The organism is Pseudomonas hormoni (genome assembly GCF_018502625.1).
Classification (GTDB): domain Bacteria; phylum Pseudomonadota; class Gammaproteobacteria; order Pseudomonadales; family Pseudomonadaceae; genus Aquipseudomonas; species Aquipseudomonas hormoni.
Genome location: NZ_CP075566.1, coordinates 6118217 through 6139123 on the forward strand (window position 1 = coordinate 6118217; position 20907 = coordinate 6139123).

Here is a 20907-nt window from a genome sequence, read left to right on the forward strand (position 1 = left end):
CCAGAAGAGAATGCGGGACATTCTAATCCCGGTGGCCTGCTTTGTCTTGGCAAGGCTGAAGGTAAGATAGGCAATCACCGGGACGTTTTGCCGCAGCGGCGGTCAAGATGCTTCAGGAAAGTATCCATAAAGCAGGAGTCATTCGATGGCCCGTATTAGTGTTGAGCGTGCCCACGGCCTGGGCAAGGAAGCGGCCCGAGAGAAGGCCGATCAGTTGGCGCAGAAGCTGTCCGATCAATATGGCCTGGAGCCGCAGTGGTCTGGCGACACCTTGAACCTCAAGCGTTCCGGGGTGAAAGGCGCGGTGCATGTCAGCGAAGATTCGATCCGCGTCGATGTGGAGCTGGGCCTGATGATGTCGGCCATGAGCGGCATGATCAAATCGGAAATCGAAAAGGCGCTCGATAAAGCCCTCACCTGAGAACGAACCTACACCTGTGGCGAGGGAGCTTGCTCCCGCTGGGGTGCGAAGCGCCCCCAACGCCGGCACCGCATATTCTCAGGGACATTCGGTTCGCCTGTTTGCGACTGCTGCGCAGTCGAGCGGGAGCAAGCTCCCTCGCCACAATTGATCTCGGTCATGCAGCACCTGTTTATGTCAGTTGTTAGGGTGCCGTTTCTAATTTTTCTCCCTACTTTGTGCATGAGCCCGACACTTTCGCGGGCAGTTCCTCAAACCTTCTGCGCGTGAGGTGCACCATGGCCAAAGTAATTTTGAAGAAAAAAATCGACGCTTCGACAACCGCTCTGAGCGACGTCAAATCCTATGCCCGCAAGATCTGGCTGGCAGGCCTGGGTGCCTACACCAAGGTCGGCCAAGAGGGCAGCGAGTACTTTCAAGAGTTGGTCAAGGCGGGTCAAACCGTTGAAACCAAAGGCAAAAAGGTAGTCGCCGAGAAACTTGAAGCGGCTAACGCCGAGATCGATGAAGCCAAGAGTGAAGTGAGCACATTCAAAGGCAAGGTTGAACTTCAACTCGACAAGGTCGAGAAGGCTTTTGACTCGCGTGTTGCAAGTGCCTTGAATCGTATCGGCATTCCGTCTAAACATGACGTTGAGACACTCTCTGCTAAGCTCGATGAGCTGACGGCATTGCTCGAACGCGTCGCGCGTAAATCTTAAGGAGAACGGGATGGCTGGTAAAAAGAACACCGAAAAAGAAGGCAGCTCGTGGATTGGGAAAGTCGAAGACTACTCCCGCAAAATCTGGCTGGCTGGTTTAGGCGTGTACTCGAAGATCGACACTGACGGCAGCAAGCTCTTCGATACATTGGTCAAAGACGGCGAGAAAGCCGAGAAGCTCACCAAGAACGCTGTCGGCAAAAAAGTCGACGACGTCAAGGACTCCGCTTCCTCGGCCAAGTCGCGCATCAGTGGCGTGAAAGATCGTGCGCTGGGCAAGTGGGATGAGCTGGAAGGGGCTTTCGACAAGCGCCTGAACAGCGCCATTTCGCGCCTGGGTGTACCAAGCCGTAACGAAGTGAAAGCGCTGCACAGCAAGGTCGATACCCTGACCAAGCAAATCGAACGACTCACCGGTGCCAAGGTTGCGCCAGTTGCGGCGAAAACCGCAGCGGCCAAGCCTGCTGCCAAAACGGCTGCCAAGCCACTGGCAAAAGCGGCCGCTAAACCAGCAACCAAAACTGCCGCAGCTAAACCTGCAGCAGCCAAGCCAGCGGCCAAACCGGTCGCCGCCAAAGCCGCAGCTAAACCAGCTGCCAAGCCTGCAGCGAAAACCGCAGCCGCCAAACCGGCAGCCAAGCCAGCGGCAAAACCTGCCGCAGCGAAGAAGCCAGCAGTGAAAAAACCGGCAGCGCCGAAAGCCGCTGCACCGAAACCAGCAGTGGCTGCCGCCAAACCGGCAACCCCGTCGACTCCGGTCAGCACATCGAACTCTGCTACCGCGCCGACCCCTGCTGCAACCCCGACTGCCGCGTCAGCTCCATCGACGCCAACCAGTCAGTCCTGATTTCAGGGCTCAAAAAAGCGCCCGGCCTGCAAAGGTCGGGCGTTTTTGTTTGTGCATGGTTGTGAGAGTACCGCAGTCCCCTGTGGGAGCGGGCTTGCCCGCGATGAGGCCATAACATTCAACATTGATGTTGAATGGAAAATAGCTATCGCGGGCAAGCCCGCTCCCACAGGGTTGGCGGTGGTCAGGGTTATTCGTGTTCTTCGAGATACTGTAAAGCCAGCTGCTCGGTCGCGACCTTGATCGGCGGCAGCAGATGCGGCGCCACCAGCATCATGATCTGATACACCACCAGCCTCACCTCACCCTCACGATCCAGAATCCGCTGATAATCCAGCGAGAACAGCAGCGTCATGGTGATCTGCTCCACCAGTTGCCCCAGCGCCTGCGTGTCGCTGACCAACAGCCCCTGAGCCTTCAACCGCGCCAGCAATGAAGCCAGCGTGCGCTTCAGTGCATTGAGCAGGTTGCGTATCCCTTTGGCCAGTTTCGGCAGGCGCCCGGCGAGGTTCGACAGGTCCTGGAACAGGAACCGGTAATGAGCCAGGCGCTCCACGATCAAATGCAGAAACAGCCAATAGTCTTCAGGGGCCAATTCCACGTCGGACGGCGGATCGAGCAGCGGCGCGAGCTCCGCCTGGAAGCGCTCGAACAGTCCGAGAATCAGCGGTTCCTTGCCGTGGAAATGGTAGTAGAGGTTGCCCGGGCTGATGCCCATTTCGTTGGCAACTTCCATGGTGGAGACGTTCGGTTCGCCCTTCTGGTTAAACAACTGCAGGGCACATTCGAGGATCCGGTCGCGGGTTTTCATCCAGTCTTCTTAATGATCAGGTCATGCCACGGCCGATGCCGGCCGTGGTGTGTTGAGCGTCAGCGCACGCGCACGTAAGTACCGGGTGCCGCCTCCATCGGTGGATAGTTCTGGTTGCCGAGCGCCATGTGGGTTTCTTTCTGCGCGCCCGAGCGTTCCTGGATCCAGCCCAGCCATTGCGTCCACCAGCTGCCGTCGACTTGCTTGGCGTCGTAATACCAGGCCCTGGGATCGCCGCTCAGTTTCGTGCTTTCGATGAAATTGGCTTTCGGGTTGGAAGGCGGGTTGAGGATGCTCTGCACATGCCCGCTGTTGGACAGCACGAAGCGCCGCTCGCCACCGAGCAGCAGCGTCGAGCGATACACCGCATCCCACGGGGTGATGTGGTCGTTGATGCCGGCGACGCTGAAGCTGTCGACGGTGACTTTCTGCAAGTCGATCGGCGTGCCGCACACTTCAAGACCGCCCGGATGACTCAGCGGGTTGTGCTTGAAGAAGTCCAGCAGGTCGCCGTGAAAGGCTGCCGGCAGACGCGTGTTGTCGTTGTTCCAGTAGAGAATGTCGAACGCCGGCGGCTCCTTGCCCAGCAGGTAGTTGTTGACGAAGTAGCTCCAGATCAAATCGTTGGGGCGCATCCAGGCGAAGACCTTGGCCATGTCGCGCCCGTCCAGTACGCCTTTCTGGTACGACCGGCGCTTGGCGGCCTCCAGCGTTTGCTCGTCGGCGAACAACGTCGCTGGCGTGTCCATCTGACTGTCGAGCAGGCTCACCAGATAGGTCGCGCTGGATACCCGACGCAGCTGCCGCTTGGCTTGCAAATGACCTTGCAGCGCGGCGATGGTCAGCCCGCCGGCGCAGGCGCCCATCAGGTTGACTTCACGGGCGCCGGTGATCGCCCGGCACACATTCATCGCTTCTTCCACGGCTTCGACGTAGGTCGACAGGCCCCACTCGCGATGGCGAACATCCGGGTTGCGCCAACTGATCATGAAGGTCTGCAGGCCGTTTTTCAGGGCGAACTGAACGAAGCTGTTGCTCGGGCTCAGGTCGAAAATGTAGTACTTGTTGATCTGTGGCGGCACTACCAGCAGCGGTTTGGAATACTGCTTCTCGCTCATCGGCTTGTACTGGATCAGCTCCAGCAGCTCATTGCGAAACACCACGGAGCCGGTGGTGGTGGCGACCGTTTTGCCAACCTCGAATGCCTGTTTGGTGACCTGCCTGGGCAGGCCGTCGTTGTGCAGGAAATCATCGAACAGATGACTGATGCCGCGCACCAGGCTGTTGCCGCCGGAGTTGAAAATCTCCTTGATCGCCAGCGGATTGAGCAGGGTGTTGGACGGTGAAACCGCGTCGTTGAGCAAGGCGAACGCGAAGTGGGCGCGGGCGCGATCGTCCGGATTCATGTTGCTTTCGTCGATCCAGCTTTTGACCTGCTTCTGCCAACTCAGGTACGCCTGCAGGCTGCGGCGATAGAACGGGTTGAGGCTCCAGGCCGGGTCGGCAAAGCGACTGTCCTGCGGGTTGGTCGGGTGCAGGGTCTCGCCCAGCAACACCCGCCCCAATTGACCGCCCAGCTTCAAGGCGTGTCGGGCGCTGTGCACCGGGTTGCGTAAACCATGGGCGGCAACACTGCGCAGGGTCGACATCAGATCCCGACCACGCAGGCCGGTAATCGCACTCTGTGCGTTGATGAACGCGGCGGGAGTGGGCAAAAACTCCCTCGCTGGTTTTTCGCGCATGACTCAACACTCCTTCGTCTTCAGGCCAAAAACAAATACACCGAACCAGAACACCATAGACGCTGTAACGGGTTGTTGCGCGGCGCGACGTCCTGCCGACCCTTTTTCGTAAACAAAAAGTCGGCGGCGGTTAACCGCCAGATGGCAAAGGATGCGGATGCATCACGGCGCGCTGCCTTTCTTCCTCGAGGAACTTCATGATGATCGGCGCCACGGCCTCGGCGCGGGTGATCAGGAACAGATGACCGTCATCGATGATGTGCAGCTGAGCATTGGGAATCCGCCAGGCCAGCACACGCATGTTGATCAACGGGATCAGCGGATCGTCGTCTCCCGCCAGTACCAGCGTCGGCTGGTTGATCTTGTGCAGCCAGTGAATGCTGGTCCAGCCGAGGCCGGCGAACAGCTGCCAGTAGTAACCGAGCTTGCCTGCCGAACGCACTTTTGCCGCATGGCTGGCGGCGAGTGTCGGATCGCGTCGGAACGAGCCGCCGTAGATCATTGGTGCAATGCGAATCACATGAGAGGGCTGGATGTAGCGTCGCGGGCTGGCCATCATCCACAACACTTTCGGTTTGCCCGGCACCATCACCGCACCCGCCGCCGTGGCCGCCAGCACCAGTTTCTTGCAGCGCTCGGGATAGTCGTAAGCAAACTGCTGGGCGAGGGCGCCACCCCACGACACACCGATCACGTTGACTCGCCCGTAATCGAGATAATCGAGCATCCGCGCCGTGAGTTTGGCCAGGCCCGGAAAACGATACGGCCGGTTCGGTGTCGACGAACCGCCAACACCCGGGACATCGAAAGCGATGACTTCGAGGTCCGGGTCCAGCGCCGCGACGAACGGAAACACCAGCTCCAGGTTGGCGCCGATGCCATTGAAAATCAGCAAGGGCGTCAAGTGAGGCTTGCCGGGGCGTACCGCCGTGCGGAGGGTCTGGCCATCCAGGTCGACGGTACGAAAAATGAACGGTTGCGGCATGCTTCAAGCCCTGTGGGTTAATTATCCCGGTCCCCTGTAGGAGCGAAGCTTGCTCGCGAAGGCGTCAGATCAGTCGAAAGCTACGTTGAATGAATGACCGCTTTCGCGAGCAAGCTTCGCTCCTACAGGGGGCGGGTGTGTCAGTTACCGCTCGTGTACGTAAGTGCCTGGTGCTGCTTCACCCGCGGGATAAGCCTTGTTGCCCAGTTTTGTCGGAGCTTTTTTCAGTTCGCCCGAACGTTCCGCTTGCCACGCCTGCCAGTGCAGCCACCAGGAGTCGGTGTGCTTGGTGGAATTTTCCTGCCAGTCCTCAGCCTTCAATGGCATCTCGACGCTGGTCATGTAGCGTGATTTCGGGTTGCCCGGCGGGTTCAGAATGCTCTGGATGTGCCCGCTGCTGGACAACACGAACTCGACCTTGCCGCCAAACAGTTGCGCCGACTTGTAGCAGGACTTCCATGGCGTGATGTGGTCGTTGGTGCCGGCCAGGGAAAAGATGTCCGCCGTGACCTGCTTCAGATCAATTGGCGTGCCGCACACTTCCAGTGCATCCGGACGAATCAGTGGGTTGTTTTTGAACAGCTCGATCAGGTCGCCGTGGAACGCGGCGGGCAATCGTGTGGTGTCGTTGTTCCAGAACAGGATGTCGAACACCGGCGGCTCGTTGCCGAGCAGGTAGTTGTTGACCCAGTAATTCCAGATCAGGTCATTGGGGCGCATCCAGGCGAACACCTTCGCCATGTCACGGCCTTCCAGCACACCGGCCTGATAAGAATGGCGCTTGGCGGCTTCGAGGGTTTGCTCGTCGACGAACAACGCCACGTCGCTGTCCAGGGTAGTGTCCAGCACGCTCACCAGCAGGGTGAGGGCGTTGACCTTGTTCTCGCCGATCGCCGCGTAGTGGCCCAGCAGCGCGGTGCAGGTGATACCGCCGGAGCAGGCACCGAGCATATTCACGTCTTTGCTGCCGGTGATCGCGGTGATCACATCGACCGCTTCCTTGAGCGCTTCGATGTAGGTCGAAAGGCCCCACTCGCGTTGCTCCTTGGTCGGGTTGCGCCAGCTGACGATGAAGGTTTGAACATGATTGCGCAGGCAAAAACGCGCCAGGCTTTTGTCCGGGCTCAGGTCGAAGACGTAGAACTTGTTGATCTGCGGCGGCACCACCAGCAATGGGCGCTCGTGCACCTGTTCGGTGGTCGGCCGGTACTGGATCAGCTCCAGCACGTCGTTGCGGAACACCACCGCGCCTTCGGTCACGCCCAGGCTCTTGCCGACTTCGAACGCACCCATGTTGACCTGGCTCGGCATACCGCCGTTGTGCACCAGATCCTTGGCCAGGTGCGAGAGGCCGTCGAGCAGGCTCTTGCCACCGGTTTCGAAGAAGCGTTTGACCGCCGCCGGGTTGGCCGCACTGTTGGTCGGGGCCATGGCTTCGGTCATGAGGTTGATCACGAAGTGCCCGCGTGCCACATCCTTGGGCCCGAGGTTGCTGTCGTCGATCCAGTCGTGGAGTTCCTTGCGCCACGCCAGGTAAGTTTGCAGATAACGTTTGTAGAGCGGGTTCTGGCTCCAGGCCGGATCGTGGAAGCGACGGTCATCGCTGGTCGGTTGCAGCTCGGATTTGCCGAACAGCACGTTCTTGAGTTCAAGGCCGAAATGAGCGACATGCCTGGCGCTATGAACCGGTTGCCTGATGGCCTGCCTGAGCACCATTCGAGCAGAAGCCAGTAGATCCTTTCCACGCAGCCCAACGACAGGATTCAGCCCCAACGTATTTTCCGAGGCCTGATACTTCAAGTCATCGTTATTCTTGTTACTCATCTACGACGCTCCATTGTCCTGAGACGAGTACCAGGGTCCAGCTGTGTAAGTACACAGCCAATGCCAGGTACTACTGCTCGGGTGACCGTTAATTCTGCATCACTGCTTTTTGTTCGCAGAGAGCACTGCAGGGAACTTGCCAGCTCCATTGGTTACCCGAGTTTAATTTTTTTCGCAAGCAGGCTAATGACTGACCTCGCGGCCAAGCATTCAAACAGATGAAATTAGAAAATGCCCTCTAAAGCGCAAGAGGCTCGGGCTAGAGCATCAGCTTGACGACAGACTCGTTCGGGTCGCGGGTCTTTCCGGCCGCTTTCAGTTCGGCAAGATAATCGTTCCAGAGATCCTCCTGACGCACGCCCAACTGGTACAAGTAGTCCCAGGTGAACAGGCCGCTGTCGTGGCCATCGTCGAAGGTCAATTTCAGTGCGTACTGACCGGCCGGTTCTACCTTGGTCAGGCCTACGCCGATCTTGCCAAATTGCAGGATAGGTTTGCCGTGGCCCTGGACCTCGGCGGAAGGAGAGTGCACGCGCAGGAACTCGGCGGGCAGGTGATGCTCCTCGCCGGACGCGTATTTCAGCGACAGGGTTTTCGAGGCTTTGTGCAGTTTGATGTCGGTGGGGAGTTGGGTCGTCATGGGGCCGGTCGTCCGTCTGAATGGAGGCCCTGTGTCGGCGGGTGATCCTGTGGCGAGGGAGCTTGCTCCCGCTCGGCTGCGCAGCAGTCGTAAATCCGGCGAATGGGTTGTGCTGACAGACCGCATTCGCCGATTTTGGGGTCGCTTCGCGACCCAGCGGGAGCAAGCTCCCTCGCCACAGAAGCCCGCTCACACAGAATGTGACCTACAGGATATAACGGGACAGGTCTTCGTTCTGCGCCAATTCGCCCAGGTGGCTGTTGACGTAGTCGGCGTCGATCAGGATCACCTTGCCGTCGTGGGCGCTGGCCAGGTCGCCGGCGCTGAACGACACCTCTTCGAGCAGTCGCTCAAGCAAGGTGTGCAGGCGACGGGCACCGATGTTCTCGGTCTTCTCGTTGACCTGCCAGGCGATCTCGGCGATGCGCTTGATGCCATCCGGCTGGAACTCGATGGCCAGGCCTTCGGTTTTCAGCAGTGCGCAATATTGCTCGGTGAGCGATGCGTGCGGCTCGCTGAGAATGCGTTCGAAGTCTTCAGGCGTCAGCGCTTTCAGCTCGACACGGATCGGCAGGCGACCTTGCAACTCAGGCACCAGATCACTCGGCTTGCTCAGGTGGAACGCGCCGGAGGCGATGAACAGGATGTGGTCGGTCTTGACCATGCCCAGTTTGGTGTTGACGGTGCAGCCTTCGATCAGTGGCAGCAGGTCGCGCTGTACGCCCTCACGGGACACATCAACGCCACCGGAGTTACCGCGCTTGGCCACCTTGTCGATTTCGTCGATGAACACGATGCCGTGCTGCTCGACCGCTTCCAGCGCCTTGGCCTTCAGCTCTTCATCGTTGACCAGGCGGCTCGCTTCTTCGTCGCGGACCAGTTTCAGCGCTTCCTTGACCTTGAGCTTGCGGCTCTTGCGTTTGCCCTTGCCCATGTTGGCGAACAGGCTCTGCAACTGATTGGTCATTTCTTCCATGCCCGGTGGCGCGGAGATATCGACGCCGGCCACTTCGGCGACTTCGATTTCGATCTCCTTGTCATCCAGCTGACCTTCGCGCAGTCGCTTGCGGAACAGCTGGCGGGTGTTGGAGTCGGCCGACGGGGCGTCATCGTTGTTGAAGCCCATGCGCGCCGGTGGCAGCAAGGCGTCGAGGATGCGCTCTTCGGCGGCGTCTTCGGCGCGGTGGCGAACCTTGGTTATTTCCTGTTCGCGCAGCAGCTTGATGGCGGCGTCAGCCAGATCACGAATGATCGACTCGACGTCGCGACCGACGTAGCCGACTTCGGTGAACTTGGTCGCTTCGACTTTGATGAACGGCGCATTGGCCAGTTTGGCCAGGCGACGGGCGATCTCGGTTTTACCGACACCGGTCGGGCCGATCATGAGAATGTTCTTTGGCGTTACTTCAACGCGCAGCTCTTCCGGCAGTTGCATCCGGCGCCAGCGGTTACGCAGCGCGATGGCGACGGCGCGCTTGGCATCGTCCTGGCCGATGATATGGCGATTGAGTTCGTGGACGATTTCACGGGGAGTCATGGACATAGTAATTGGCGGTCCTCAAGCAAAAGTGAGCCGTGGCGCTAAGGCCGGAACAGGCTTACTCGGCGAGGTCCTGCTCCTCAATGGTGAAGGTGTGGTTGGTGAATACACAGATGTCGCCGGCGATGCCGAGCGCGGTTTCGACGATTTCGCGGGCCGACAGATCGGTTTTCTTCAGCAGCGCGCTGGCGGCGGCCTGGGCGTAACCGCCACCGGAACCCATGGCGATCAGGCCTTCTTCGGGCTCAACCACGTCACCGTTGCCGGTGATGATCAGGGACGCGTCTTTGTTGGCGACCGCGAGCATGGCTTCGAGGCGGCTGAGGGAGCGGTCGGTGCGCCATTCTTTGGCGAGTTCGACGGCGGCGCGAACCAGGTGACCCTGATGTTTCTCGAGCTGGCCTTCGAAGCGCTCGAACAGGGTGAAGGCGTCAGCGGTGGCCCCGGCAAAACCGGCGATCACCTGACCGTGGTACAGGCGACGAACTTTCTTCGCGTTGCCTTTCATCACGGTATTGCCGAGAGAAACCTGGCCGTCGCCGCCCATGACGACTTTGCCGTGGCGGCGAACTGAAACGATGGTGGTCAAGGGAGAGTCTCCACGCAGCGGGGCGAAAATGCCTTATGCCAACTCATATGGGGGTGGTGGAGCGTTTTTCAACTGCGGGACTTGGCGGGGGACGAGCGGTGTTTTATTTGCGAAGGAGGGTGAAAGTGAACCTGTGGCGAGGGAGCTTGCTCCCGCTGGAGTGCGCAGCGCTCCCAAATCCGGCCATCGCGATCCGCCAAACTGACCGCGATGGCCGGATTTACGACTGCTTCGCAGCCGAGCGGGAGCAAGCTCCCTCGCCACAAAAGCAGGTTGTGACGGGATCAGCGGTTCTGGCGTTGTTGTAACAACAGGTTGCTGAACCCGGCGCCGGCCAGTTGCTTCTGCGCGGTGGTCAGTTGTTCACGGTTGCTGAACGGCCCGACCAGCACCCGATACCAGGTCTCGTCTTTAACCGTGCCGGATTCAACCGCCACAGCCTGACCGAGCAAGATGATCTGCGCACGGACCTTGTCCGCATCGGCTTCCTTACGGAACGAGCCGGCTTGCAGGAAGAACTTGGTCACCGGCGCGGCCTTGGCCACGGGCGGCGGCGGTGGCGGAGTGATGCCGGACAATGCCGCTTGAGCGCGCGCGGTGTCGATCTTCGCCGCTTCCGCTGGCGTTACCGGCGTGGTCGGTACGGCCGGCGTCGGCGGGGTTTTCTCCGGCACGGCATCCGGCGGAACGATGACTTCCGATTCCGGCAGCAAGGTATAGAAGTCGTACTTCGGCTTCACGGGTTGCGTCGGGCTCGGCGGGGTCTTGTTGGCCTCCGCGATCTTGGTGGCTTTCTGCTGCTCGATCTTCTCGCGCTTGACGCTCTCGCTGCCTTTACCCGGCTCCAGCTTCATCAGGAACACAATGAACGCGCCGACCGTCAGGCCGATCGCCATCCACAGCCAGCCCGGGATCGGTTGCTTTGCAGGAGCTTGGTAACGGCTGGCGCCACGCTTGGGTGCAGGTTTTTTCTTGGCAGCCAACTTACATACGCTCCAGAGTTTCCAGACCCAAGAGTTCCAGGCCTTGCTTGAGAGTGCGACCGGTCAGCGCGGCAAGGCGCAGGCGGCTTTGCATTTGCGCCGGGGTTTCAGCACTGAGGATCGGGCAGTTCTCGTAGAAACTGGAGAACAGGCCGGCAACGTCGTACAGGTAGGTGCAGAGGATGTGCGGGGTGCCTTTCTCGGACACGTTGTTCAGTATTTCACCGAACTGCGCGAGTTTTGCCGCCAGCTCATGTTCATGCACGGCTTCAAGGACGATCTGCCCTTCGACTTCGCTGAAGTCCTTGCCGAGCTTGCGGAACACACCGGCCACGCGGGTGTAGGCGTACAGCAGGTACGGCGCGGTGTTGCCTTCGAAGTTCAGCATCAGGTCGAAGTTGAAGCTGTAGTCGCTGGTGCGATGCTTGGACAGGTCGGCGTATTTCACCGCGCCGATGCCCACGACTTTGGCGATGTTGCGCAGCTCGGCCTCGGCCAGTTCCGGGTTCTTGTCCTTCACCAATGTGTAGGCGCGTTCCTGGGCTTCGGTCAGCAGGTCGATCAGCTTCACGGTGCCACCGTCACGTGTCTTGAATGGACGGCCATCGGCGCCGTTCATGGTGCCGAAGCCCATGTGTTCCATTTCCATCGGGTGCGTCACGAAACCGGCCTTGCGGGCAACGGCGAACACTTGCTGGAAGTGCAGGGCCTGGCGCTGGTCGACAAAGTACAGCGCGCGATCAGCCTTCAGCTTGCCGCTGCGATAACGCACGGCCGCCAGGTCGGTGGTGGCGTAGAGGTAGCCGCCATCGGCCTTGACGATAATCACTGGCAGCGGGTCGCCGTCAGCGTTCTTGAACTCGTCGAGGAACACGCACTGGGCGCCATTGCTCTCGACCAGCATGCCGGCGGCCTTGAGGTCGTTGACCACGTTGATCAGGTCGTCGTTGTAGGCGCTTTCGCCCATCACGTCGGCCATGGTCAGTTTGACGTTCAGCAGTTCGTAGATTTTCTGGCAGTGGGACAGCGAGATGTCCTTGAACTTGGTCCACAGCGCCAGGCAGTCGGCATCGCCGGCCTGCAGCTTGACCACCAGGCCACGGGCGCGATCGGCAAACTCTTCGGATTCGTCGAAGCGTTGCTTGGCGGCGCGGTAGAAGTTTTCCAGGTCGGACAGCTCGTCGCTGGTGATCGGGTTTTCTTGCAGATACGCCATCAGCATGCCGAACTGGGTGCCCCAGTCGCCAACGTGGTTCTGGCGGATCACTTCGTCGCCGAGAAATTCCAGCACGCGGGCCACGCCGTCGCCGATGATGGTCGAGCGCAAGTGGCCGACGTGCATCTCTTTTGCCAGGTTCGGTGCGGACAGGTCGACAACCGTGCGCTGCACCGGGCCTGCCTTGCGCACGCCGACGTGCGCGTCAGCCAAAGCGGCATCGAGGCGAGTGGCCAGGGCCTGGGTGTTCTGGAAGAAGTTCAGGAAGCCGGGGCCGGCGATTTCGGTCTTGGTGACGTTCTCGTCGGCCGGCAGTGCGGCGATGATTTTCTCGGCCAGATCCCGCGGTTTCATGCCCGCAGGCTTGGCCAGCATCATGGCGATATTGCTGGCGAAGTCGCCGTTCTTCTTGTCGCGGGAGTTTTCCACCTGGATCGCCGGCGACAGGCCTTCAGGCAACACACCTTCGTTGACGAGTTGGGTGATGGCTTGTTGGATCAGCTGGCGAATGGTGTCTTTCATGGTCTTCTCTTTCGACCGCAAGCGCGGCGGCGCTTCAATGCGCTGGTGGAAAAACTGGGCATTATCCGTTGCGAAGGCGGGCTTGCCAACCATTGTAGGTTCATTGCGGACTTACGGCGGATGATTACCTTGTGGCGAGGGAGCTTGCTCCCGCTGGGGCGCGTAGCGACCCTGAATCAGGCGCATCAACCTGTCTGGACGTTCTCGGTTGGCTGTTTTGCGGCTGCTTCGCAACCGAGCGGGAGCAAGCTCCCTCGCCACAGGTCGGGTATCAATACAAATCCACAGGATCGACATCCAGCGACCACCGCACCGCCCGCCCACTCGGCATTTGCTCCAGCACCAAAAGCCAACTGGCCAGCAACCGGTGCAGCGGCGCCCGAGCCGTCGCCTGCAACAACAACTGCGCGCGATAACGCCCGGCCCGACGCTCCATCGGCGCCGGCACCGGGCCGAGCAATTCAATCCCGGTCAGATTCTGTTCTGCCAGCAAACGTTCGGCCTCACTGCACGCTTCATCCAGAAACCCTTCCGCCTGCCCCGGTTTGTGCGCTTCCGCCCGCAGCAGCGCCAAATGCGCAAACGGCGGCAAACCGGCAGAGCGCCGCTCGCTCAGCGCTTGCTCGGCAAAGGCGAAATAGCCTTGTTCGGTCAGTTGCACCAGCAGCGGATGGTCCGCCAGATGTGTCTGGATAATCACCTTGCCCGGCTCTTCAGCCCGGCCCGCACGGCCGGCTACCTGAACGATCAACTGCGCCATGCGCTCGCTGGCGCGGAAGTCGCCGGAGAACAATCCACCATCGGCGTCGAGAATCGACACCAGCGTCACCCGTGGAAAGTGGTGCCCTTTGGCAAGCATCTGCGTGCCCACCAGGATGCACGGCTGACCTTTCTGAATCGTCGCGAATAGCTGATTCATTGCGTCCTTGCGCGATGTGCTGTCGCGGTCGACCCGCAGCACAGGAACGTCCGGAAACAAAATGGCCAGGCGTTCTTCGGCGCGTTCAGTGCCGGCGCCGACGGGCCGCAAATCGACCTTGCCGCATTTCGGACAATGCCGGGGCACGCGCTCGACGTAGCCGCAATGGTGGCAGCGCAGTTCGCCGGAGCGCTGGTGCACGGTCATCCGCGCATCGCAGCGCTGGCATTCGGACATCCAGCCACAGTCATGACAAAGCAGGGTTGGGGCAAAACCTCGGCGGTTGAGGAACACCAGCACTTGCTGGCCGGCTGCCAGGGTTTGACCGATGGCTTGCTGCATTGGCCCGGAAATGCCGCTGTCGAGCGGGCGACTTTTCACATCCAGACGAAGGAATCGCGGCTGCTTGGCGCCACCGGCGCGCTCATTCAGGCGTAGAAGGCCATACCGACCGGTGTAGGCGTTGTGCAGGCTTTCCAGCGAAGGCGTGGCGGAGCCGAGCACGATCGGGATGTTTTCCTGTCGTGCGCGCACCAATGCCAGGTCGCGGGCGTGATAGCGCAGGCCTTCCTGCTGTTTATAGGAGCCGTCGTGCTCTTCGTCGATGATGATCAGGCCGGGGTTCTTCATCGGTGTGAACAGCGCGGAACGGGTGCCGATAATAATGTCGGCGTCGCCATCCCGGGCGGCGAGCCAGGCTTCAAGGCGCTCGCGGTCGTTGACCGCCGAATGGATCAGCGCGATGCGCGCATTGAACCGCTGCTCGAAGCGCGCCAGGGTTTGCGGGCCAAGGTTGATCTCCGGGATCAGCACCAGCGCCTGCTTGCCGGCTTCGAGGGTTTCACGGATCAACTGCAAATAGACTTCGGTCTTGCCGCTGCCGGTGACACCGGCCAGCAGGAACGCGTGATAACTGTCGAAACCGGCGCGAATTGCTTCATACGCGGCGCGCTGTTCTGGATTGAGCGGCAACTCGGGTTGCGCCAGCCAATGCTCGTGGCGCGCGCCGGGAGCGTGCTTGCGGATTTCGACTTGCACCAGATCCTTGGCCAGCAGCAGATCGAGGCTGTCCTTGCTCAGCATCAGTTTGCTCAGCAATTGATGAGCGACGCCGTGGGGATGTTGGGCCAGCGTCGCCAGCGCCTCACGCTGACGCGGCGCGCGGGCAATGCGCGGGTCATCGAGGCTGGCACCGGGCGCGGCAGACCAGAAGCGTTCCTGGCGTGCTTCGGCCAGCTCGCCCTGGCGCAGCAACACCGGCAGCGCCCAACTCAAGGTGTCGCCGAGGCTGTGTTGATAATACTGGGAGGTCCAGAGGCACAGCTTGAACAGCGCTGGCGGCAAGGGTGGCGTTGCGTCGAGCAGGGCCAGGGCCGGTTTGAGTTTTTCTGCCGGGACTTCACTGGTGTCGGTGACCTCCACCAGAATGCCGATCATCTCCCGCCGGCCGAATGGCACCCGCAGGCGCATGCCAGGCTGCAGCTGGGCGCGCAGGACGCCGGCCGGGGCACGGTAGTCGAACAGACGGCGCAGGGGCGAAGGCAAGGCTAGGCGCAGAATGGCGTTGGGCACGCGGGGGGATCTCGATAGCGAAAAAATAATCAGCAGGTAGTGACCTGTGGGAGCGAGCCTGTGTGGCGAGGGGATTTAGCGACACGTCGCACCGCCCCGTTGGGCCGCGAAGCGGCCCTGAACCTGTGATTACGGTGTTTCAGAAAAACCGTAGTCACAGGATTTACGACTGCTTCGCAGCCGAACGGGGATAAATCCCCTCGCCACAGTTAGCTACCACAGAGACGGCGTTTGGGTCGGGAGCCTAGCAGACGGTCGGTCCTGGCGACAGCTTGCGTGATTGAGATTGTCTGGTAGAATCCGCGGCCTAATTACGTGCGGTATTCAACAATAGTGTTGGGTGGCGGCACGCAGCCCGAGGAAGACACCATGAAAGCTGAAATCCATCCAGATTATCCAGTCATTGCTGTTACTTGCAGCTGTGGCAACAAGTTCGAAACTCGTTCGACCTTCGGCAAAGCTCTGCCGATCGACGTTTGCAACGAGTGCCACCCGTTCTACACCGGTAAGCAGAAGACTCTGGACACTGGCGGCCGCGTTCAGCGCTTCGCAGACCGTTTCGGTGCTTTCGGCAAGAAACCTGCTGCTGCAGCAGAGTAAGGTTCGAAAGCCCCATGGGCTTTACCTTGCTAATGAAAAAGGCGTCCCTTGCGGGCGCCTTTTTTGTGTCCGCGATTTGGCTTTCGGGCGCACAGGCCTTCTGCCCGTTGCCGAATGGTCTGACGCCGGTCGCGGTGCAGCGCGTGGTGGATGGCGACACCGTGCGCCTGAACGATGGCCGTAGTGTGCGCATGATCGGATTGAACACGCCCGAGCTGGGCAAGCAGGGCCGTTCCGACGAGCCGTTCGCCGTGGCGGCGCGCAAACGTCTGGAAGCATTGGTGGCCGCCAGTGACGGGCGGGTCGGCATGCTCCCGGGTAAAGAGAGCAAGGATCACTACGGTCGCACCCTTGCGCATCTCTATGGCGCTGATGGCGTCAACCTCGAAGCGCAGATGCTCGCTGAGGGCCTTGGGTTTCAGGTGGCGGTCGCACCGAATGTCGATCTGGTCACCTGTCAGCAAGCGGCGGAACGCAGCGCGCGGCAGGCCGGGCTCGGCGTGTGGCGTCAGTCACCTGTACTGAACGCGGAGCAGATCAATGCGTCCGGTTTCGCTGTGGTCAGTGGGCGTGTGAGCAAGGTTCAACGCAATCGTGGCGGCGTTTGGATCGAGTTGCAGGATGCGCTTGTGTTGCGTGTTGCACCCAATTTGCTGGGGCAGTTCGATGCCGTGGCGTTGGAACGCCTGAAGGGCAAGCAGATCGAGGCACGTGGCTGGGTCGTGGACCGTTCCCGCCGTGGCGGGTTGAAACCGGGGCAGGCGCGCTGGCTCCTGCCGTTGACCGATCCGGCGATGCTGCAAACGGCACCCTGATAAAGAATTGTAGACATTTTTTATTTCGATTGTGAACAGTCTATCCCTTGTGTTCCGTGGCTCTTGGCCCAAAGTCGTAGGGCCGGGCGCTTGACAGGGGTGACTGGTCAGTCTTGTGGGGACTTTGCGAGGCGCGTATCCTCGCTGACCAGTCTGTCCAACAGTAAAAGCGGAATGCCCCCATGTCTGATTTGAAAACTGCCGCTCTCGAATATCACGCCCATCCTCGTCCAGGTAAGCTGAGTGTCGAGCTCACCAAGGCCACCGCTACCGCCCGCGACCTGTCGCTGGCCTACAGCCCCGGCGTAGCCGAACCAGTACGCGAAATCGCTCGCGATCCTGAACTGGCCTACAAATACACCGGCAAAGGCAACCTGGTTGCAGTCATTTCCGATGGCACCGCGATTCTGGGCCTGGGTAACCTCGGCCCGTTGGCTTCCAAGCCAGTGATGGAAGGTAAAGGTGTTCTGTTCAAGCGCTTCGCCGGCATCGACGTGTTCGACATCGAAGTCGATTCCGAAAGCCCGCAAGCCTTCATCGACACCGTCAAGCGCATCTCCATCACCTTCGGTGGCATCAACCTGGAAGACATCAAGGCACCTGAGTGCTTTGAGATCGAACGCGCTCTGATCGAGCAGTGCGACATTCCAGTGTTCCACGATGACCAGCACGGCACCGCGATCGTGACCGCGGCCGGCATGATCAACGCCCTGGAAATCGCTGGCAAAACCCTCGCCGACGCCAAGATCGTCTGCCTGGGCGCCGGTGCCGCTGCCATCTCCTGCATGAAATTGCTGGTGAGCATGGGCGCCAACATCGAAAACATCTACATGGTTGACCGCACCGGCGTGATCCACTCCGGCCGTGACGACCTGAACCAGTACAAGGCTGTCTTCGCTCACGCGACCGACAAGCGCACCCTGGCTGACGCCCTGACCGGTGCAGACGTGTTCGTTGGCCTGTCCGGTCCGAACCTGCTGAGCCCTGAAGGCCTGAAATCCATGGCAGCCAACCCGATCGTGTTCGCGTGCTCGAACCCGGATCCGGAAATCTCCCCGGAACTGGCTCACGCTACCCGCGACGACGTGATCATGGCGACCGGCCGCTCGGACTACCCGAACCAGGTCAACAACGTACTGGGCTTCCCGTTCATCTTCCGTGGTGCCCTGGACGTTCGCGCCAAGCGCATCAACGAAGAAATGAAAGTGGCGGCGGCCAATGCTCTGCGTGAACTGGCCAAGCTGCCAGTGCCTCAGGAAGTGTGCGACGCCTACGGCGGCATCAAGCTGGAATTCGGTCGTGAGTACATCATCCCGAAACCAATGGATGCCCGCCTGATCACCGTGATCTCCGATGCCGTGGCCAAGGCTGCGATCGAGACTGGTGTGGCAACCCTGCCGTATCCAAAGAACTACCCGCTGAAAAGCGTGGATGACGTGTTCAACGGCTAAGCCGTTGTAGCGCTTCAGCCAAAAGCCCCGGCTCTGTGAGTCGGGGCTTTTTTTTGCCTGCAAGTTTGTGTAGCCAGTGAGGGCCTCTTCGCGGGCAAGCCTCGCTCCTACAGGTTCGGTGCTATCCCTGTAGGAGCGAGGCTTGCCCGCGAAGTGGCCGGGACAGTCAGCGCGAATACCCAGGCAATAAAAAGCCCCGCACTTCCATCGAAGGCGGGGCTTTTTCACAGCTATCGCGATCAGAACAAATCGATCGGCGCCGCTTCATCCGCTGGCAGCGGGCTTCCCGGCGCGTTGCCGTTACCCAGCTCATTCACCGACGGTGGCGTGTCCTCGGCCTTGAACAGCTCGAAGTACGCGCCTGGCGTGCCAGGGCTGGCAGCGCGGCCACTGACCGGGTCAACCCGCAGGCTCAGAATGCCTTCCGGCTCTGGCTGCGTATGCGGCGGCTTGTCCTTGAGCGCGGCTGCCATGTAATTCATCCAGATCGGCAGCGCCACGGTGCCGCCGAACTCGCGTTTGCCCAGGCTTTCCGGCTGGTCGAAACCGGTCCAGACGGTGGTTACATAATCGGCGTTGTAGCCCGAGAACCACGCATCCTTGGATTCGTTGGTGGTACCGGTCTTGCCCGCGATGTCGGGGCGACCCATGGCCAGTGCGCGGCGGCCTGTGCCGAGTTTGATCACGTCCTCGAGCATGCTGTTGAGGATGTAAGTGGTACGGCCATCGACAATGCGTTCGGCTACGGCTGGTGCCTGAGGCGTTGGCTGGCCCGGCGCTTCGCCCGGCGTCGCGTTGACCGTAAAGACCTCGGCGGCGGGGGCGGCAATGCCATCCGGGGCGACACCACCTTTCGGCACGCTCGGCGGGTTGGCGACAAACAGCGTGTCGCCATTACGGCTTTCGATCTTGTCGATGATGTACGGGCTGACTTTGTAGCCGCCGTTGGCAAACGTGCTCCAGCCGGTGGCGATTTCCATAGGCGTCAGGGTCGCGGTGCCCAGGGCCAGCGACAGGTTGCGCGGCAGGTCCTGCTTGTTGAAGCCGAACTTGCTGATGTAGTCGATGGTGCGATCAACGCCCAGCGCCTGCACCAGACGGATCGACACCAGGTTGCGCGACTTGTACAGCCCTTCGCGCAGACGGATCGGGCCGAGGAAGGTGTTGGTGTCGTTCTTCGGCCGCCAGACCTTGTCCAGGTATTCGTCGACGAACACGATCGGTGCGTCGTTCACCAGGCTGGCGGCGGTGTAGCCGTTATCCAGTGCGGCGCTGTAGACGAACGGTTTGAAGCTCGAGCCCGGCTGACGCTTGGCCTGCAGGGCGCGGTTGTAATTGCTCTGCTCGAAGGCGAAGCCGCCGACCAGCGAGCGAATGGCACCGTTCTGCGGATCAAGGGATACCAGCGCGCCTTGTGCTTGCGGGATCTGGCTGAACTTCAGTGAATTGTCCGGCTGGCGCTGCACGCGAATCAAGTCGCCAACTTGGGCAACATCCGACGGCTGCTTCGGGTTGGCGCCCATGCTGTTGGTGTTCAGGAATGGCCGCGCCCATTTCATGCTGTCCCAGCCAATATGCTCGTCGCCGGTACGGGTCATCACTTGCAGGCCGGTCTTGTCGACCTGGGTGACGATGGCGGGTTCAAGGCCGCTGATCGTGCGTTGCTTGGTCAGTTCGGTGGCCCAGGCTTCACGTGTCTTGCCCGGCAGGCGCGACTCGGGGCCGCGATAACCATGACGTTGATCGTAAGTCATCAAGCCTTCGTGAAGCGCGGTGTTGGCCATTTCCTGCAGGTTGCTTGGCACGGTGGTCGTGACGCGGAAACCTTCGGTGTAGGCATCGCTGCCATAGCGGCCGACCATTTCGGCGCGAGCCATTTCAGCGATGTAGGGTGCGTTCACTTCCGGGGTCGGCACGTGATAACTGGCGTTCAGCGGTTCGTTGATCGCAGCGGTGTAATCGGCTTCGGTGATTTTTCCGAGCTTGTACATGCGCCCCAGGATCCAGTCGCGACGCTCCTTACTGCGCGCCGGGTTGGCCAGTGGGTTGAAGCGCGACGGGGCTTTTGGCAGGCCGGCGATCATTGCCATCTGCGCCAGGCTGACGTCACGAATCGACTTGCCGTAATACACCTGCGCCGCCGCCTCGATGCCGTAGGCGCGGTTGCCCAGGTAGATCTTGTTGACGTACAGCTCAAGGATCTCGTCCTTGGTCAGCTGCCGTTCGATCTGCAGCGCCAGGAGGATTTCAGTGGTCTTGCGCGAAAAACTGCGTTCGCTGGTCAGGAAGAAGTTCTTCGCCACCTGCATGGTGATGGTGCTGCCGCCGGACTGAATGTGGCCACTTTTGACCAATTGGGTGGCGGCGCGCATCAGGCTGCTGGGATCGACGCCGTAATGGTTGGCGAAATTGTCGTCTTCAGCACTTAGTAACGCATTTATGAAATTGGGGGGAATGTCGGCGAAACGGATCGGAGTGCGGCGCATTTCGCCAAATTCTGCGATCAACTTGTTATCACTGCTGTATACCCGTAGAGGAATCTGCAACTGAATGCTTCTCAGCGCCTCCACAGACGGCAATCCGGGGCTAAGGTAAAGAAAAGCGCCGCTCAGACCAAGAAGCAGTCCGCAGAAAACGGCGACGATGGACCAACCGAAAAACTTCAGCAGACGAATCAAGGCTTTGGGATATCCAGGGCAAAGAATGAATGAGGCATCAGGGTTCAGGTT

General features: G+C 60.4%; 17 protein-coding genes. 6 read left to right on the top strand and 11 right to left on the bottom strand.

The features are described 5' to 3' along the window. Positions 1 to 145: 145 nt before the first annotated feature. The 3 genes from KJF94_RS28475 (at position 146) to KJF94_RS28485 (ending at position 1969) form a co-directional block, all read left to right on the top strand. Positions 146 to 421, top strand: coding sequence for a polyhydroxyalkanoic acid system family protein (locus KJF94_RS28475; RefSeq protein ID WP_214380287.1), 276 nt, complete (start codon positions 146 to 148; stop codon positions 419 to 421). A gap of 278 nt (positions 422 to 699) precedes the next feature. After that, a complete protein-coding gene (locus KJF94_RS28480) occupies positions 700 to 1122 on the top strand; it encodes a phasin family protein (protein ID WP_214380288.1) in 423 nt (140 codons plus the stop codon). Positions 1123 to 1132: 10 nt separating this feature from the next. Further along, positions 1133 to 1969 (top strand): phasin family protein, encoded by an 837-nt coding sequence (locus tag KJF94_RS28485; protein ID WP_214380289.1) that lies wholly within the window; start codon positions 1133 to 1135, stop codon positions 1967 to 1969. A 190-nt stretch (positions 1970 to 2159) separates the two neighbouring features. Here the strand turns inward: KJF94_RS28485 and KJF94_RS28490 are convergent, their stop codons facing one another. From KJF94_RS28490 to KJF94_RS28535, 10 genes are all read right to left on the bottom strand, one after another. Further along, positions 2160 to 2780: a TetR/AcrR family transcriptional regulator gene (locus KJF94_RS28490; RefSeq protein ID WP_017336107.1), complete on the bottom strand. Its 621-nt coding sequence runs from the start codon at positions 2778 to 2780 to the stop codon at positions 2160 to 2162. 59 nt (positions 2781 to 2839) lie between these two features. Then, positions 2840 to 4522: a class II poly(R)-hydroxyalkanoic acid synthase gene (gene phaC, locus KJF94_RS28495; RefSeq protein ID WP_214380290.1), complete on the bottom strand. Its 1683-nt coding sequence runs from the start codon at positions 4520 to 4522 to the stop codon at positions 2840 to 2842. Positions 4523 to 4652: 130 nt separating this feature from the next. Further along, entirely contained in the window at positions 4653 to 5507 is an 855-nt protein-coding gene (gene phaZ / locus KJF94_RS28500; protein ID WP_214380291.1) for a poly(3-hydroxyalkanoate) depolymerase, read from the bottom strand. A gap of 144 nt (positions 5508 to 5651) precedes the next feature. After that, positions 5652 to 7331 (bottom strand): class II poly(R)-hydroxyalkanoic acid synthase, encoded by a 1680-nt coding sequence (gene phaC, locus KJF94_RS28505; RefSeq protein WP_214380292.1) that lies wholly within the window; start codon positions 7329 to 7331, stop codon positions 5652 to 5654. A 259-nt stretch (positions 7332 to 7590) separates the two neighbouring features. After that, positions 7591 to 7971 (bottom strand): gamma-butyrobetaine hydroxylase family protein, encoded by a 381-nt coding sequence (locus tag KJF94_RS28510; RefSeq protein ID WP_017336111.1) that lies wholly within the window; start codon positions 7969 to 7971, stop codon positions 7591 to 7593. Positions 7972 to 8176: 205 nt separating this feature from the next. Beyond that, entirely contained in the window at positions 8177 to 9514 is a 1338-nt protein-coding gene (gene hslU / locus KJF94_RS28515) for an ATP-dependent protease ATPase subunit HslU (protein ID WP_214380293.1), read from the bottom strand. 55 nt (positions 9515 to 9569) lie between these two features. Next, positions 9570 to 10100 (bottom strand): ATP-dependent protease subunit HslV, encoded by a 531-nt coding sequence (hslV, locus tag KJF94_RS28520; protein WP_007899242.1) that lies wholly within the window; start codon positions 10098 to 10100, stop codon positions 9570 to 9572. Between the two features lie 284 nt (positions 10101 to 10384). Beyond that, positions 10385 to 11083 carry an SPOR domain-containing protein gene (locus KJF94_RS28525; protein WP_214380294.1) on the bottom strand — a complete coding sequence of 233 codons (699 nt, stop codon included), beginning with the start codon at positions 11081 to 11083 and terminating at the stop codon, positions 10385 to 10387. Between the two features lies 1 nt (position 11084). After that, entirely contained in the window at positions 11085 to 12821 is a 1737-nt protein-coding gene (argS, locus tag KJF94_RS28530) for an arginine--tRNA ligase (RefSeq protein WP_214380295.1), read from the bottom strand. A 271-nt stretch (positions 12822 to 13092) separates the two neighbouring features. Beyond that, positions 13093 to 15312 carry a primosomal protein N' gene (locus KJF94_RS28535; RefSeq protein WP_214380296.1) on the bottom strand — a complete coding sequence of 740 codons (2220 nt, stop codon included), beginning with the start codon at positions 15310 to 15312 and terminating at the stop codon, positions 13093 to 13095. 369 nt (positions 15313 to 15681) lie between these two features. Between KJF94_RS28535 and rpmE the strand changes: the two genes are divergently transcribed. The 3 genes from rpmE (at position 15682) to KJF94_RS28550 (ending at position 18178) form a co-directional block, all read left to right on the top strand. Further along, the gene (rpmE, locus tag KJF94_RS28540; protein ID WP_214380297.1) at positions 15682 to 15912 is read left to right on the top strand and encodes a 50S ribosomal protein L31; all 231 of its coding nucleotides are present in this window, start codon (positions 15682 to 15684) and stop codon (positions 15910 to 15912) included. Between the two features lie 14 nt (positions 15913 to 15926). After that, positions 15927 to 16727: a thermonuclease family protein gene (locus KJF94_RS28545; RefSeq protein WP_214380298.1), complete on the top strand. Its 801-nt coding sequence runs from the start codon at positions 15927 to 15929 to the stop codon at positions 16725 to 16727. A gap of 182 nt (positions 16728 to 16909) precedes the next feature. After that, the gene (locus KJF94_RS28550) at positions 16910 to 18178 is read left to right on the top strand and encodes a malic enzyme-like NAD(P)-binding protein (RefSeq protein WP_214380299.1); all 1269 of its coding nucleotides are present in this window, start codon (positions 16910 to 16912) and stop codon (positions 18176 to 18178) included. Positions 18179 to 18417: 239 nt separating this feature from the next. On the opposite strand, the gene KJF94_RS28555 is transcribed toward KJF94_RS28550, so the two are convergent. Then, the gene (locus KJF94_RS28555; protein WP_375379884.1) at positions 18418 to 20853 is read right to left on the bottom strand and encodes a penicillin-binding protein 1A; all 2436 of its coding nucleotides are present in this window, start codon (positions 20851 to 20853) and stop codon (positions 18418 to 18420) included. Positions 20854 to 20907 lie beyond the last annotated feature (54 nt).

Coding starts and splice junctions, on each gene's coding strand:
- hslU (WP_214380293.1), bottom strand. CDS start 9,514: ATGTCCATGACTCCCCGTGAAATCGTCCACGAACTCAATCGCCATATC.
- KJF94_RS28480 (WP_214380288.1), top strand. CDS start 700: ATGGCCAAAGTAATTTTGAAGAAAAAAATCGACGCTTCGACAACCGCT.
- phaC (WP_214380290.1), bottom strand. CDS start 4,522: ATGCGCGAAAAACCAGCGAGGGAGTTTTTGCCCACTCCCGCCGCGTTC.
- KJF94_RS28550 (WP_214380299.1), top strand. CDS start 16,910: ATGTCTGATTTGAAAACTGCCGCTCTCGAATATCACGCCCATCCTCGT.
- KJF94_RS28545 (WP_214380298.1), top strand. CDS start 15,927: ATGGGCTTTACCTTGCTAATGAAAAAGGCGTCCCTTGCGGGCGCCTTT.
- rpmE (WP_214380297.1), top strand. CDS start 15,682: ATGAAAGCTGAAATCCATCCAGATTATCCAGTCATTGCTGTTACTTGC.
- argS (WP_214380295.1), bottom strand. CDS start 12,821: ATGAAAGACACCATTCGCCAGCTGATCCAACAAGCCATCACCCAACTC.
- KJF94_RS28485 (WP_214380289.1), top strand. CDS start 1,133: ATGGCTGGTAAAAAGAACACCGAAAAAGAAGGCAGCTCGTGGATTGGG.
- KJF94_RS28510 (WP_017336111.1), bottom strand. CDS start 7,971: ATGACGACCCAACTCCCCACCGACATCAAACTGCACAAAGCCTCGAAA.
- phaZ (WP_214380291.1), bottom strand. CDS start 5,507: ATGCCGCAACCGTTCATTTTTCGTACCGTCGACCTGGATGGCCAGACC.
- KJF94_RS28490 (WP_017336107.1), bottom strand. CDS start 2,780: ATGAAAACCCGCGACCGGATCCTCGAATGTGCCCTGCAGTTGTTTAAC.
- phaC (WP_214380292.1), bottom strand. CDS start 7,331: ATGAGTAACAAGAATAACGATGACTTGAAGTATCAGGCCTCGGAAAAT.
- KJF94_RS28475 (WP_214380287.1), top strand. CDS start 146: ATGGCCCGTATTAGTGTTGAGCGTGCCCACGGCCTGGGCAAGGAAGCG.